Annotated in this window: 10 protein-coding genes and 1 tRNA gene; 4 read left to right on the top strand and 7 right to left on the bottom strand. The window is 62.1% G+C overall.

Annotated features, from left to right (window positions below):
• The first annotated feature begins 207 nt into the window (after positions 1-207).
• A complete protein-coding gene (gene csrA, locus QMX89_RS07800) occupies positions 208-405 on the top strand; it encodes a carbon storage regulator CsrA (protein WP_043189867.1) in 198 nt (65 codons plus the stop codon).
• Positions 406-482: 77 nt separating this feature from the next.
• Here csrA (QMX89_RS07800) and QMX89_RS07795 read toward each other — a convergent pair whose 3' ends face one another.
• Positions 483-815: a hypothetical protein gene (locus QMX89_RS07795; protein WP_049860189.1), complete on the bottom strand. Its 333-nt coding sequence runs from the start codon at positions 813-815 to the stop codon at positions 483-485.
• A 197-nt stretch (positions 816-1,012) separates the two neighbouring features.
• Here QMX89_RS07795 and csrA (QMX89_RS07790) point away from each other — a divergent pair, with 197 nt between their 5' ends.
• Entirely contained in the window at positions 1,013-1,219 is a 207-nt protein-coding gene (gene csrA / locus QMX89_RS07790; protein WP_282347697.1) for a carbon storage regulator CsrA, read from the top strand.
• On the opposite strand, the gene QMX89_RS07785 is transcribed toward csrA (QMX89_RS07790), so the two are convergent.
• The 3 genes from QMX89_RS07785 to QMX89_RS07775 all read right to left on the bottom strand — a co-directional run bounded on the left by QMX89_RS07785 (position 1,216) and on the right by QMX89_RS07775 (position 6,434).
• Positions 1,216-3,594 (bottom strand): response regulator, encoded by a 2,379-nt coding sequence (locus tag QMX89_RS07785; RefSeq protein ID WP_282347695.1) that lies wholly within the window; start codon positions 3,592-3,594, stop codon positions 1,216-1,218. The genes csrA (QMX89_RS07790) and QMX89_RS07785 overlap by 4 nt on opposite strands.
• A gap of 107 nt (positions 3,595-3,701) precedes the next feature.
• On the bottom strand, positions 3,702-4,163 hold the full coding sequence (locus QMX89_RS07780; RefSeq protein WP_056842562.1) for a response regulator: 462 nt from the start codon (positions 4,161-4,163) through the stop codon (positions 3,702-3,704).
• 3 nt (positions 4,164-4,166) lie between these two features.
• Positions 4,167-6,434 (bottom strand): ATP-binding protein, encoded by a 2,268-nt coding sequence (locus QMX89_RS07775; RefSeq protein WP_282347694.1) that lies wholly within the window; start codon positions 6,432-6,434, stop codon positions 4,167-4,169.
• A 235-nt stretch (positions 6,435-6,669) separates the two neighbouring features.
• Here QMX89_RS07775 and QMX89_RS07770 point away from each other — a divergent pair.
• Both QMX89_RS07770 and QMX89_RS07765 read left to right on the top strand, forming a co-directional pair.
• A tRNA-Leu gene (locus QMX89_RS07770) sits at positions 6,670-6,755 on the top strand.
• Positions 6,756-6,860: 105 nt separating this feature from the next.
• Positions 6,861-7,967, top strand: coding sequence for a Gfo/Idh/MocA family oxidoreductase (locus QMX89_RS07765; protein ID WP_282347693.1), 1,107 nt, complete (start codon positions 6,861-6,863; stop codon positions 7,965-7,967).
• 36 nt (positions 7,968-8,003) lie between these two features.
• On the opposite strand, the gene QMX89_RS07760 is transcribed toward QMX89_RS07765, so the two are convergent.
• From QMX89_RS07760 to QMX89_RS07750, 3 genes are all read right to left on the bottom strand, one after another.
• Positions 8,004-9,401: an FAD/NAD(P)-binding protein gene (locus QMX89_RS07760; RefSeq protein ID WP_282347692.1), complete on the bottom strand. Its 1,398-nt coding sequence runs from the start codon at positions 9,399-9,401 to the stop codon at positions 8,004-8,006.
• Positions 9,402-9,431: 30 nt separating this feature from the next.
• Positions 9,432-12,266 carry an EAL domain-containing protein gene (locus QMX89_RS07755; protein ID WP_282347708.1) on the bottom strand — a complete coding sequence of 945 codons (2,835 nt, stop codon included), beginning with the start codon at positions 12,264-12,266 and terminating at the stop codon, positions 9,432-9,434.
• 128 nt (positions 12,267-12,394) lie between these two features.
• Positions 12,395-14,485, bottom strand: a complete 2,091-nt coding sequence (locus QMX89_RS07750) for an EAL domain-containing protein (RefSeq protein ID WP_282347690.1) — start codon at positions 14,483-14,485, stop codon at positions 12,395-12,397.
• Positions 14,486-14,493 lie beyond the last annotated feature (8 nt).

Below are 14,493 nucleotides of genomic sequence, written 5' to 3'. Positions count from 1 at the left end.
CCAAACGTAATGCCAATCTGCTAGGCGCCTGCCAAGAAGCACGCCATACTGGCAACTGTTACCACTCGTTGCGCCGTGGCTGCCGAATGTTCATAAACCCGGCGCTTCGAGGGAATTAAATTTGTCGTGCCGCGCTCCTATTCAGGTAGCAATGGACACACTTCATACACCGGATAAATTCTAAGCAAAGGAATCAAGGAGCCGTTCATGCTGATACTCACCCGCAAGGTAGGCGAAAGCATCGTCATTCATGACGACATCAAGATTACTATCCTGGGCGTGAAAGGGATGCAGGTGCGAATCGGCATCGATGCACCGAAGGATGTACAGGTACACCGAGAAGAGATTTTCAAGCGTATCCAGGCAGGTAGTCCTGCTCCGGAAAAGGGAGATGGCAAAGCCTGATCGGCTACTGCCGCAGTCCCTGATGCGCCGCCATGCACCTGGCTCGAGCCAGGATGCAGCGCGGCGCGAAGTGAGTGTCAGATAGGTGTTGCCTGGTGATGATTATCGTCCGGAGCCCCTGCCCCACCGCCAGCGTGGCGTTTCGCTTTGTCGGTAGCAAAATCCAGCGCGTCTTTCGCGCACGTCAATCCATCGCGTATTTCGGTTTGCTCCTTGATCACCCGGCCGTCTGGGCCATAGGTTCCAAAGAACACGGACACCTTGTCCTCGGCGATCTTGCGTGCGCGTACCACGATATGGCAGCCGTTCTTGAGCGTTTCTTCATGGCGAACTTGTTCGTCCAGATAGTTCTGCGACGATTTGTCCCATTCCTCGAACTGCGGAGTGGTTTGCAACTCTACGTCTGTCATATGCCTACCTCATGTGAGTAATAAAGGCGGTGCCTTATGTAAGTAAGTGACCGATTGGACGCCACGAGGTTCAGAAAACCCTGACCAAAGACACCCTGGCAACTGAGACACATTATAAAAAGGAATTATTCCTACGGCTCACGCGTCACTAGTCAGACAGCCCTTGAACACCCGTCTTCAAGCGCAGGGAGCCCATCATGCTGATCTTGACGCGCAACACCGACGAAAGCATCGTGATCGACGAAGATATCTTTATCACCATCATCGACATCAAGGGCGGACAGGTCCGTCTGGGCATCGATGCACCTCGCCATGTTGCCGTGCATCGCCAGGAAATCCATGAGCGGATCCAGGCCGGCGTGCCCATGATCCCGAAAACCGAGCCCAAGACCGCAGGCCGCTAGGCCCCGAACGCAGCACGCAGCTTGCTGGCCAGATCCTGCTCGCGGAATGGTTTCTGCACCAATGGATAGTGCTCGGAATCCAGCCCCTCCAATTCGGCGTAGCCGGTAATGAAAACGATCGGCAACCGCGGGTGGCGTCGACGGATCATGTGTGCCAGTTCGCCGCCGTTGGTTCCAGGCATCGCGAAGTCGGTCAGCACCAGATCAACATTGGGGTCGAGCTTGTTCAAAGCCTGCTCGGCACTATCAGCTTCGACCACGCTGTAACCTAGCCCTTGCAGCATGGTGGCGGTCACTTCGCGCACGTCATGGTCGTCGTCTACCAGAAGGATGGTCTGGCGTTCGCCGCCCTGCTGAGCAGCGGCAACGTCGACCGCCTCGTCGTCGCGGGTCAGTAGCTGATCCGGAACCCCTGGCAGGTACACCTTGACCGTGGTGCCATAGCCCGGCGACGTCATGATCGCCACGCCCCCGCCCGACTGCTTGGCAAACCCGAACACCTGGGCCAGGCCCAGGCCTGAGCCCTTGCCCACTTCCTTGGTGGTGAAGAACGGCTCGAACGCCTTGGCCAGTACCTGCTGGCTCATGCCAGTCCCGGAGTCCTGGATCGACAGCACGACATAGTTGCCAGGTTCCGGATCTTCCGGACGCTGGGCGGGCATGCTGACGGTTTCATTGGCCGTGGACAGGCGCAGGGTACCGCCGCCGGGCATGGCATCGCGCGAGTTGATCGCCAGGTTGAGAATGATCATCTCGGTCTGGGTCGGGTCGACCAAAGCATTCCAGAGGTCGGACGCGGTGTCGGTCTCGATCCAGATACTGCCACCCAAGGTGCGCTGCAACAGCTCGATCATGCCTTCCACGGTACCATTTAGGTTCACCGCAACCGGCTCCAGACGCTGACGACGGGAGAACGCCAATAGCTGGCCGGTCAGCTTGGCACCACGCTCACCGGCTTCCTTGATGTTCTGCAAACGGCCCTGGATGCGTTCGGTCTTGCCCTTTTCGAAATCCCGAGCAATGAAGGTGGTGCTGGCCAAGATGACCGTCAACAGGTTGTTGAAATCGTGCGCTACGCCCGCCGTCAACTGGCCGACCGCTTCCAGGCGCTGCAACTGATGCAAAGTGGCCTCGATGCGCTGACGTTCATCGATCTGCTCGCGCAATTGATGGTTAGCCCCGGCCAACTCATCCAGTACTTCCCGTTCACCGGTGATGTCGCGAACGGCCGCGTACATGAGACCCTCATCGGGAACGATGGTCCAGGACAACCAGCGGTAATCGCCGTCGGCATGGCGCATGCGATTGACGAAACGTGTCGAGACATTGCCATTGGCGATGTTCTCGGTTTCGCGACGTGTGGCGGCGAGATCGTCGGGATGAATGATTTCCCACAGCTGCATGTTGCCCAGCTGTTCGCGGGTCCAGCCCAGGGTCGATTCCCAGGCGGGGTTGAGCGAAACGGGTGACATGTCGAAACGCATCACGCCCAGCAACTCGCGGGACAGTTCCCAGGTACGATCGCGTTCCCGGGTGCGCTTGACTACGCGTTCGCCGAGCATCTCGTTGAGCTGTTGCAGGGCGTGGGTCGCCTGCTTCTGCTCGGTGACGTCCTGGATAACGCCGGTGAAGCGTACGCACACGCCGTCTTCGAAGAACGCCTGGCCATGGCTGGAAATCCAGCGCAGGGTGCCGCTGTCCAGCAGTACGCGGTATTCGATGTGAAACCGATGCTGGTCATCCACAGTCAGCGCTGCCGCCATGCGCTCCTGTACCACTGGCAGATCATCGGGGTGGCAGTGGTCGAGGAACAGCTGGATGTTCACTTCGGTATCGGGACGCAGTTCGTACAGCTCCCGGCAGCGCTCGTCCCACAGCAGCGTGTCGGTGAGCGGCGCATAATCCCAAATGCCCATGCGCGCGGCGTTGGTGGCAATGTGTGCGCGGACTTCGGCGTGCTGCAGCGAGCGCTCCGCACTACGTCGACGACGACGCTCGTGGACTTCGTCCATCGCCCGCTGGATAGCCCGAGGCAACAGACTCAGGTTCTGCTTGAGCACGTAGTCGATGGCGCCTTGGCGCATCATCTCGACTGCGTGCTCTTCGCCATAGACACCGGACAAGAAGATGAAGGGTGTCATCGGCGCCAGCCGTTGCGCTGCCTGCAATACCTGTGGTCCCGAAGAGCCCGGCAACATGTAATCGCACAGGATCAGGTCGAACGTGCCATTGGCCAGCGCCTGCTCTACGGCCTGATGATTGAACACCAAGGTAGGCTCGACGCACAGACCGGCGCGCTCCAGGTTCAGCAGCGCCAGCTCGGCGTCGTGAGTGCTGTCTTCCACAAACAGCAATTGCAAGGGCTTGGGCGACATAGAATTCCGAAAACGTGACTGGAGTATGGCGCTCTGTGCGCCATCCGTGCGCCATTGGGCACGCTGCGTGCGGTTGCGATCCGGACCGCTGGCAGCGTGATCCGGGATCAGGAGCCGGGACGGCGAATGATTCGCGACGAACCCGGTGGAGGCTCGTTCAGGACCGCCCAGAAGATGCCCAGATCGGATATGGCCGAGACGAACTCCTTGAATTCGACCGGCTTCACCACGTAGGCGTTCACTCCCAATGAGTAAGCGCGCTCAAGATCGGGCTCCTCTTTGGAGGAGGTCAGCATGACGGTAGGAATACTGCGCAGCTCAGCGGTCTCGCGCACGATCTTGAGTACTTCCAGACCATCGACTTTCGGCAGCTTCAGATCAAGCAGCAACACCGCTGGGTTACCTTCGTCGCGTTTGGCATGGGTGCCACGGCGCAGCAGGTAATCCAGCGCTTCGGCGCCGTCGCGCATGACGATCACTTCATTGGCCAGCTGGCTGCGCTCCAGCGCCACCAGGGTCAGCTCCAGGTCTTTGGGATTGTCCTCGACCAGAAGAATGGGTTTGAGCATCGCTTACCTCGGTTGATTCGTGCTGGCGGAATGTGCGCGTCTCGGCAACGCCATATAGAAAGTAGCTCCCTGGTCCAGGGCGCCTTCGGCCCAGACTCGGCCGTCGTGTCGTTCGATGATGCGGCGCACGCTCGCCAGGCCGATGCCGGTGCCTTCGAACTCTTCCATGCGGTGCAGGCGCTGGAACACGCCGAACAGCTTGCCGCTGTAGGCCATGTCGAAACCGACGCCGTTGTCGCGTACGAAAATGACCGTCTCGGCGTCCTGCTGGTAGGCACCCACTTCGATCACGGCGTGTTCGCGGGTGCGGCTGTACTTGATGGCGTTAGACAGCAGATTGCGCAGCGCCAGGTGCACGAAAGCGGCATCGGCCACCAGACGCGGCAAGGGTCCGACGTGCCATTGCAGATCGCGACCTTCGTAGTCGGGTCGCATCTCCAGGCGGATCGATTCGACCAGCGCATTCAGGTCGACGTCGGTGAAGCGCAAGGCCGAACGCCCCATCTGGGAAAAGCTCAGCAAGTTGTCAACCAGGGTCCCAGCGAACCGTGCCGATTCGCCGATGTGTTCCAGGAAGCGCAAGCCCCGTTCGGACAGCTTGGGCCCTTCGAAGTCGGTGAGCAGTTCGGCATAGCCGGCGATGTGCCGCAGCGGTGCACGCAGGTCGTGGGAAACGCTGTAGGAGAATGCTTCGAGTTCCTTGTTGGACTTCTTCAGTTCCCCCGCCAGTTGCGCCAGTTCCTCGGCCTTGCGCAGCACAATGCCCAGCACGGCAGTGCGCAGCTCATGTACGCCTTCGATTTCAAGCGCATCCCAAGGGCTGGAGAAGCCACTGACTTCCTGGCGCCAGCTCTCGAAACTGGCACGCGGGTTGAGTACCCCGGAACTGTCCAGACTCTTTTCCGCACGGCCCGCCCAAGTGACGGTACGGGCCTGCTCGGGTTTGAACCAGATCAGGTAGTGCGAATGGATTTCGGAAATGGCTACGGCCAGGACACCGCCGCAGTACCGAGCCAGCTCCGGCAGATCGGGGACGTCGCGGCCAACGTTGTCGCTGTGGAAGATTTCCTGTCCGCCGCGCTCGGCCAACCACAGCGCCAAAGCATCGACCATCGCCTGGGGCGGCGTATCGCCTAGCAACTCGCAGCGCGCCTCGGCGATGATCGCCGCGCCACTGGCGCGGGTAAAGCCCAGAAAGGTTTCCGGCAAAGCCATCAGGCCGGCACGCACGCTATCGCTGTCGGCCATGGCCGAGAGCAGTTGGACGATGTGTCGGCGCAGTTCGAGCATGCGCTCGTTCTGCGCGTGGGCGGTCTTGGTCTCGATCTGCAGCGACAGTACGCTGCCCAACAGCTCACAGGCCGTACGGGTCTGGAAGCCCACCGCATGGGGCTGGTCGTGGTGGCAGGAGATCAGACCCCAGAGTTGACCGTCGACCACGATCGAGATCGACATCGAAGCCATGGTCTGCATGTTGCGCATGTATTGCAGGTGTACCGGCGACACACTGCGCAAGGCCGCGAGGCTCAGGTCCAGCGGCGCGCCGGTGACGGGGTTGTGGGCCGGCACCAGTGGCGAAGCCTGGTAGTTCGCATCTTCGATCACCCGGATGCGGTTGCTGCAATACAACTCCCGAGCCTGGGCGGGAATGTCGGAGGCCGGGAAGCACAGACCCAGGTAGCTGGGATAGTGGTCATCGCGTACTTCGGCCAGCACCGTGCCGTTGCCGGCCGCATCGAAGCTGTAGGCCTTGACGCGGCCGAAGCCGGTCACGCGCTTGACCTCGACCACCGAGCGCTGACACAGCTCGATGATGTCTGCCGCATTGTGCAACTGGCTGATGAAGGTCCGCACCAGCGGATACAGGGCACCGTAGGCATGGGCCTCGTCGGCGGCGGGCTCGAACTCGGCGATGATCACGCCGTCGGCACGGTGCACCATCATCGCCATGGTGCGCGGGTGGCCGCCCCGGACGAAACGCACGTCGGCGAAATGGAACGGCTGCCGCTCCTCTCCGGGCCAGGCGGCCAGGCGCGCCGAGAGGTTACTGCCGTGCTCGAAGAGCTCTGCAACAGTGGATTCGAGCACGTGTGCAGGCTCGAGTTGCAGCCAATGACGCACGTTATCGCTGACCTGCAGCACGCGCTCGGCAGCGGCATCGAGCACCATCATGAAGCCCTGCGGCTGAATGCTGCCGGGTGTGCGTATGGGTTCGCGCGCGCACTGCTCGAGGGCAGCGGCGAGCAACACCGAAGTCTGGCTGGATGTCACAGTGTATCTCCTGGCGGCCAATCAGCGCGCTGCAAGCCATTGCATGGTCGCCAACCGTGGCATATGAAAACTTTTTTCAATCGGCGACCACTTTAGCAAACAAAGGCGAGGACTGGGAGGTTCGCTCGCAATAATGGCGAAATGATTATTAGCATGTGGGAGCTCACCGCAGACAATCGTTGCGCGGCATTAGGGCATGACATTTCCCAGCCTTATCAGTATGATGCGCGAGCATGCGAGGTTGGCGAAATTGGTAGACGCATCAGACTTAAAATCTGACGACCTTTGGTTGTGCGGGTTCGATTCCCGCACCTCGCACCACCTCGATTCATCCCCTCCTCCCAATCTTCGGGAACTCCTGCCCTTCGTGCTTGCCGACTTCCTAGACACTACGCATTTCGCGGGTGATACAAGGAGGCCCGACCCATGCCTGATGCTCAGGGTAAGATTCGTTATGCGGTGGTTGCCGGCGGCTGGATTTCGCAAGGTGCATTCATGCCCGGTGTGGACCAGACCCGCAATTCGGTGATGACCGCGCTGGTGACCGGCGACCCGATCAAGGCCGACGAACTGGCCGCGCTGTATGACCTCAAAAGCTACAGCTACGAGCAGTTTCCCGAACTGCTGGCGTCCGGCGAAATCGATGCGATCTACCTGGCCACGCCCAATTTCCGCCATCGCGAATTCGCTGTTCCGGCGCTGGAAGCCGGTATCCATGTCTTGCTGGAGAAGCCCATGGCAGCCAGCGAGGAAGATTGCCTGGCGATCAACGCCGCCGCCGAACGGGGCAACGCCAAGCTGATGATCGCCTACCGCCTGCACTGCGAGCCCGGCACCGTGGAGATGGTGCAGCGGGTGCGCAACGGCGATATTGGCGAGCCCCGGCTGTTCACCGCCACCTTCACCCAGCACACCAAGGCGGAAAATCATCGAATGAAAAGTGGTTTCTGGGCCGGCCCGGCTGCCGACATGGGGCCCTACCCGCTCAATGCCGTGCGCAACCTGTTCGGCGGCGAGCCGCTGGAAGTGCACGCCGTGGGCGCACAAACACCCGGGCGTCCCATTAATACGCCCGATACCGTCAGCGTCACGCTAGGCTTTGCCGAACAGCGGCAAGCGACCTTCACCGTCAGCTTCAGCCTGCCGGCGACCGAGCGCTTCCAACTGATCGGCACTCAAGGTGAATTCGAGGCCTCGCCGTGCTTCGGTTTCGGCGAGGGCGTGGCCATCGCCTATCGCTCGATCATCGACGGCGAAAAGCAGGAGCATACCTTCCCGGTCGTCGACCAGTTCGGTGGCGAAACCGAGTATTTCTCCCAGTGCATCCTGGAGGATCGCCAGCCTGAAGCGGACGGCGACGAAGGCTGGCGTGATGTGCGGGTGTTGGCAGCCATCGAGCGCTCGCTGCAGACCGGCGAGGTGCAGAAGCTGGAACCGCTGCCATCACGCAAGGGGATACAAGCCGATCAGGCCCGACAGTTGCCGCTGGCCAAGGTCCCGCCCTACGTCAACACGACCGAACCCAACGACTGATCGACCCGTGAAGCAGCGGCGTTCACCGCCCCTGCTTCAGTCGGGCTCCAGCAAGGTGGTGGCTAGCCGTTTGGCTTGAGCCGCCACATCCGTCACCGCAGTGCTCTCCCACCACATCCCACGCAGCGGCGGCCCCATGGCGAACAGACGCCGGCTGGCAATCCCGTCGCTGTTCAGCAAGGCCCCTTCATCGTCAGCCAGCAGGCCCAATGCGAGCGGCCCGGGCTTGACCAGACCACGCGCCAATAGCTGGCGCGGCAACGGCTTGTCGACGCGACGCCAGTCATATTCGATACCGCTGGAATTGATCAGTACGTCACCGTGCAGTTGCACAGGCACTGACTCACCCCTGCGGCGGATGGTCAAGGTTGTGCCTTCGGCGCTCAGGTAGCAGGCCGCGTGCAGGGTAAGTCGCCCTTCGGCGATGGCCTTCTGCAGCAGCGCATCGCTCGGTGGTGGCGAGCGATGGTGGTGGCTTTCCCACCAGGGCCGTACATGGCGCACGAACTGCCGTTTCTGCCGCTCGCTGGCCTGGCTCCAGAGCCGTGCGATGTGCACCCTCACGGTGTCCAGCGGCGCTTGCCAATCAACCCCCTGCTGCAAGGCCTGGCGGCATTGGCTGCGCACCTCGGCCATGAGCTGGCGCGGGCTGCTCGGGTCGCTGGCTGCCGTCAGAAAGTCTGGCCAGGCCGGCGGCTGACGACGCACATGAGGCCACAACCCGTGCCTCGAGATCACCGTGATCGGGCCGCGGTGACCCGCGCGGTCGAGGGACACCACCGCATCTACCATCGTCAGCCCCGAGCCAATGATCAGCACCCGCGCCTGCGGATCCAGCGTTCGCATGGTTTGCACGTCCCACGGGTCGATAGCGGCGGCGTTCAGTCCGCCGGGCGCCTTCACAGCAGTGCGTGCAGCGGGAAACATACCGGTGGCGAGCACGGCGTGGGGTGCAAACCACACTTGACCTTCATCCAGAGTCACCTCGACCTGCTCACCGTGCGTCTGCACGTCGATCGCCTCCGCCTGGACATGCTCCGCCGTAGAGCCGTAGCGGAGGGCCAGGGCGCGGGCCTCAGCCAGGCGTTGCTGGGCGTAGAGCCCGAAGATGCCGCGCGGTGGAAACAGTTCCGCGACAGGCAGATTCTGCTCGGCCGATTCGGGCCAACCACCATTGTCGATGAACTGGGTAAGCCATTGGGTCAGGTCGTCGGCATTGTCCGGGTCGACACTCATGCGCGCTGCGTTGCCGTTCAGGGTGTGGCCCAGTTCGGTAGCACTGTAGGCCTCCCCACGGCCCAACTCGGAACGCGGCTCGATGATCACAATACGCTGTCCGCGCGGCTGCCTGAGCAACTGCACGGCCAGCAGGGTCCCGCTCAGGCCACCTCCGATGATCACCACATCGGCGTACCTGGCTGCAACGTTGGTCATGGTTGGTTTCTCAAAATACGATTTCGCCGATCATAGGTCATGTAATGCGCCAGGCCGTGGCACTGCCGTCACGACAGCCTTCCACCCTGTCAGATCAAGGTCCTGTATGGCAGCGGGTTTGGCGAAGTAATAACCTTGCGCCTGAGATGCACCCATCTCGCGCAGCAGCTGCAGAGTGGCCAGGTCCTCTACCCCTTCGGCCACCACGGTCAAGCCCAGCGACTCGGCCATGCGCACGATGGCGCGGACGATGGCCCGGCTGCGCGAACTGCCGGTCAACTCGAGAATGAACGACTTGTCGATCTTCAGGCCATTGAACTGGTATTGGTGGACGTAACTGAGCGAAGAGAAACCGGCGCCGAAGTCGTCCAGCACCACGCTCATGCCGTGCTCGGCCAACTGCTGCATGGTGCGCTGGGCCATGGCCGGCTCGGCCACCAGCGCACCCTCGGTCAACTCCAGGCAGATCCGTGAGGCGTCCACCTGGTGGCGCGCCAGTACGGCGAGCACTTCATCGGCAAAACCGCTGCGGGTGATGCTGTAGCTGGAACAGTTCACATGCACCGGAGGCCAGTGTGCGTGGGCGGGCTCGGCAAGAATCTGCGCCACGCGGGTAAGCATGTACAGGTCGAGACGACCGATCAGCCGCAGACCTTCGAGCGCCGGCAGAAAGTGTCCTGGCGCGATGATGCGTCCATCCGGCTGATGCCAGCGAATCAATGCTTCCAGTGCCTGCACCTCACCGGTCTGGACATCGACGATCGGCTGGAAATACGGCAGCAACTCATCACTGCGCTTGAGCGCATTGCGCAGCGCGCCTTCCTGTTCGACCTGGTCGGACACTTCACGGCGCAGCGCCTGGTTGAACACCGCATAGCTGTCGCGGCCGGCGCTTTTGACCCGGTACATGGCCTTGTCGGCATCGCGCAACAGGTCGGCAGGTTCGCTGTGGAACTGACTGTCGGCGCCGACGATGCCGATGCTGCAAGACGAGAACACCTCATGGCCATTGATGAAGAACGGGCGATCGAAGGCCACCAGAATGCGTTCGGCGATCTCCACGGCCTCCTCCAGGCTCGAGCCCGGTGCCAGCACGGCGAACTCATCGCCGCCCAAGCGGGCCAGCAGGTCATCCTCTCGCAGGCAACTGCGCAGGCGGGCCCCTGCCTCCAGGAGCAGCTGGTCGCCGAAATGATGGCCAAAGCTGTCATTGACCATTTTGAAACGGTCAAGATCGATGAACATCACCACCAACTCACGGTCATTGGCGCAATACTCATGCCACGCCTGTGCCAGACGTTGTTGCAGATGGATGCGGTTGGGCAGCGCAGTCAGGGCGTCGTGGGCGTTTTCGTACTGCAGCTTGGCATTGGCGTGGTCGAGCTCGCGGGTTCGGCTCTGGACACGGGCTTCCAGGCGCAGGTTCGCCTCATAGATGGCTTCGGCCGCGCTGCGCCGGGACAGTGCGGTATCGATGTGGCGCGACACGAACGTCAGCAGGTCCTGGTCGCGCAGAGTGTAGTGCACGTCGGTGGCGTAACTCTGCACCACCAGCACGCCGCGTACGCGGTCGTCATCGAACAGCGGAACGCCCAGCCAGGATTGCGAGCGGATCGGTTCGCGGGTGTCATCGACTTCGCCCTGGATCATCAAGCGGGTGGCGGCATCGAAGTCGATCAGGCAGGCGCAGCGTTGACGAATCACATACTCGGTCAATCCGCGCCTGCCACGGCGCGGCTGCGGTCGCCCGGTGAGTTGTTCGTCGACGTAATAGGGAAAGCTCACTTCACCACTTTCGCCGTCGAAGATGGCGATGTAGAAATTACGTGCATACAGCAGGTCGCCGACGATTACGTGGAGGCTGTGATAGAGGCCATCGAGTTCGCCGGGCTTGCTCGACAACTCGGCGATCTGGAACAGCGCCACCTGCAAATGCTCCGCACGTTTGCGCTCGGAGACTTCCAGGCGCAGCGCCGCGTTGAGCTGGGACAGCTCCTGGGTACGGCGCGACACGGTTTCTTCCAGGTCGGCACGGTGCAGGATACGGTCCAAGGCCATGGCCACATGCCGGGCCACGACCAGAAACAAGGCGCGGTCTTCGGCACTGTATGCACGTTCGACGTCGTAGACCTGCATGGCGATCATGCCGAACACTTCGTCACGGGCATTCTTGAGCGGCGAGCCCATCCAGAACTCGGGAATATGCCCGACACAGTGGAATCGTCCCTGACGCCCGGCCAAGGCAATGCCCTTGGAGTCGATCAACAGTGGCTGGCCGCTGGTCAACACCTGGCCGGTCAACGACAGGTGGTCGGGAATGAGGTACTCGTAGTTCTCTGCTTCGAGCGCCTCGACATCGATCACATCGACGTAATAAGGGTAGGTGATCTTGCCGCTTTGCTCATCGTAGAGCGCCAGGTAGAAGTTTTCCGCATCGATCAAGGTGGCCAGCAGCTTGTGCACACCCACCAGGAAGATCCCACGGTCACGGGTGGAGCTGGCCAGGTAGGTGATTTCGTAAAGCACGCGCTGGGTGATCTGCGCCCGGGCGAGGGCATCGGTCTGGACCTGCCGGCCAATGGCGGCGGCCAGGTCGGCCAACGCGCCGTCATGAGGAATATGCAACGGCGCCATCAGCCAGCCGAGCACCGCCTCGCCCTGCCCGGTTGGCCACAGCTGCAGCCCGCAGCTGTCGCAGAAGCGCTGCAGCTCGTGGTTGGCCAGGACCAGCGGCCAATGGCGCTGCGGGTCACCCTGACCTTCCAGGTGCAGCTGTTCACCGGCCCGGTACCAGGCCCATGCGGTGCTGTGGGACCAGTCACGGGCCTGCTGCAGAATCGCTTCGAGCGAAGCGGCATCGAGCATGGACGTGGAGCCTTTGCCGAACTTGGCAAAGGTCGGGGGATCGGAACTCATAGACGCTCCATGCCTGAAAACCAACGGTCTACATCTTCGAGCCTATGGCCATCTAATGGCAAGCCCCGCGAGCGGCCCTAGGCCCGAGTGACGCTTTCGATGTGCCTGGCGGCCTGGATGTCATGCATGAATCGCTCCGCCGGCAGCGGGTGTCCGAGCAGGTAGCCTTGCAGGGAATCACACCCCAGCTGGGTCAGGAACAATTGCTGGTTACTGGTCTCCACGCCCTCGGCGACGATACGCAGGCCCAGCGCCTGACCCAGCGCCACGATTGCCGAGACGATCGCAGCGTCATCACCGTCTTGCTCCAGGTCGCGAACGAAGCCGCGATCGATCTTCAGCTCGTTGGCAGGCAGGCGCTTGAGGTACATGAGGCTGGAATAGCCTGTACCGAAATCGTCGATGGACAGATCGACGCCCATGTCCGACAGCTGCTGCAGCACCGTCATGCTGGCATCGGCGTCACTCATGGCGGTGCTCTCGGTGATTTCCAGAGTCAGATTGGCAGCTGCCAGCCCGTGCCGCGCCAGGGTGACGGCAACGCTGCGCACCAGTCCGGCGTGGCCGAACTGCAGGGCCGACAGGTTGACCGCGACACGCCAGTCATGGAAGCCCAGCTCGACCCATTCGCGCATCTGCCGACAGGCCTCGTCAAGCACCCAGTGGCCGATGTCGATGATCAACCCGGTGGTCTCCGCCAGGTCGATGAACGCCGCAGGCGCCAGCAGGCCCATGCGTGGGTGTTCCCAGCGCAACAGCGCTTCGGCACCGACCGGTTTGCCGCTGCGGGCATCGAACTTGGGCTGGTAGAACAGCCGCAACTGACGCTCGGCCACCGCCAGACGCAACTCCTGCAGCAGCTGCAAGCGCTTGCGGGCATTTGTGTTCATCGAGTTTTCGAAAAAGCTGTAGCCGTTCTTGCCAATGCTCTTGGCGTGGTACATGGCCGCATCGGCATTCATCAGCAGCTCGTTCTGGTCGATGCCGTTGCCGGGGTACAGCGCGATACCGATGCTGGCGGAAATATGCAGGCTGTGTCCGGCGACTTCGAACGTCTGGCCGATCAGGTGAACCTGACGCGCGGCGATACCCTTGGCATAGGCCGCTGCTTCAAGGCTTACCAGCAGGACGAACTCGTCGCCACCGATCCGCGCCAGGGTGTCCTGGCCGTGCAGGCTGGTGCGCAGGCGCGAGGCGACGGCGCGCAGCAGCTGGTCGCCCATGTGATGGCCGAAGGCGTCGTTGACCGGCTTGAAACCATCCAGATCGATGAACATCACCGCAAGGCAACCGCCGACCGCTTCGATCTGGCTGATCGCCTGGCCGATGCGGTCGGCCAGGAGAATACGGTTGGGCAACCCGGTCAGGTTGTCGTGCAGGGCCAGTTGGGTCAGTTCCTGGTTGGCCAGGGTCAAGGAATTGGCCAGCGCCGCAGTGCGCGACTCCAGGCGCGCATCGAGCACCGAAGTCAGCAAGGTCATGCCCAGGATCGCCAGGGTCGTGACCAGCACCAGGTAATCGAGACCATCCCCGGTAAGGCCATCGAGGGCGCCACCACACACGCTGCCCTCGGGAAATTTGGCCGCGGCCATGCCGGTATAGTGCATGCCGACGATGGCGATACCCATCACCACCGACGCGCCAGCCCGGGCCAGTCGCACGTTCGGCCGGTTGCGCCGCAGGCGGAAGGCGATCCACAGCGCTGCGCCGGAAGCCCCCGCTGCAATGGCCAGGGAGGCGACGAACAGCACCGGGTCGTAGACGATGCCTGGCTGCATCTCCAACGCCGCCATGCCGGTGTAGTGCATGCTGCCGATGCCTGCGCCCATGATCAGCGCGCCGCCGACCAATTGTGGCCAGGGCAGCAGCGGCTGGCTGACCAGCCACAGGGCAAACCCTGAGCTCAGGACAGCGATGAGCAGCGACGCGGCGGTCAGGCCGAGGTCGTAGCCCAGTTGGATAGGTAATTCGAAGGCGAGCATGCCGATGAAGTGCATCGACCACACGCCGATACCCAACGCCAGCGCACCGCCGCTCATCCACAGATAGATCGCCCGACCCTGCGCCGTGGCGATGCGCCCGACCAGATCGAGTGCGGTATAGGACGCCAGGATGGCGACACACAGCGATACGGCCACGAGGGCGGAGGAATAGGTACCAATCAGCATCGATATCT

Source organism: Pseudomonas sp. PS01301 (assembly GCF_029960215.1).
Classification (GTDB): Bacteria; Pseudomonadota; Gammaproteobacteria; order Pseudomonadales; family Pseudomonadaceae; genus Aquipseudomonas; species Aquipseudomonas coleopterorum.
The sequence above is the reverse complement of the archived record's forward strand: the minus strand, read 5'-3'. Positions and strand labels throughout refer to the sequence as shown.

Bases quoted from the DNA above. Each gene is read 5' to 3' on its own strand.
- csrA (WP_043189867.1), top strand. From the start codon at position 208: ATGCTGATACTCACCCGCAAGGTAGGCGAAAGCATCGTCATTCATGAC.
- QMX89_RS07795 (WP_049860189.1), bottom strand. From the start codon at position 815: ATGACAGACGTAGAGTTGCAAACCACTCCGCAGTTCGAGGAATGGGAC.
- csrA (WP_282347697.1), top strand. From the start codon at position 1,013: ATGCTGATCTTGACGCGCAACACCGACGAAAGCATCGTGATCGACGAA.
- QMX89_RS07785 (WP_282347695.1), bottom strand. From the start codon at position 3,594: ATGTCGCCCAAGCCCTTGCAATTGCTGTTTGTGGAAGACAGCACTCAC.
- QMX89_RS07780 (WP_056842562.1), bottom strand. From the start codon at position 4,163: ATGCTCAAACCCATTCTTCTGGTCGAGGACAATCCCAAAGACCTGGAG.
- QMX89_RS07765 (WP_282347693.1), top strand. From the start codon at position 6,861: ATGCCTGATGCTCAGGGTAAGATTCGTTATGCGGTGGTTGCCGGCGGC.
- QMX89_RS07760 (WP_282347692.1), bottom strand. From the start codon at position 9,401: ATGACCAACGTTGCAGCCAGGTACGCCGATGTGGTGATCATCGGAGGT.
- QMX89_RS07755 (WP_282347708.1), bottom strand. From the start codon at position 12,266: ATGCTCGATGCCGCTTCGCTCGAAGCGATTCTGCAGCAGGCCCGTGAC.
- QMX89_RS07750 (WP_282347690.1), bottom strand. From the start codon at position 14,485: ATGCTGATTGGTACCTATTCCTCCGCCCTCGTGGCCGTATCGCTGTGT.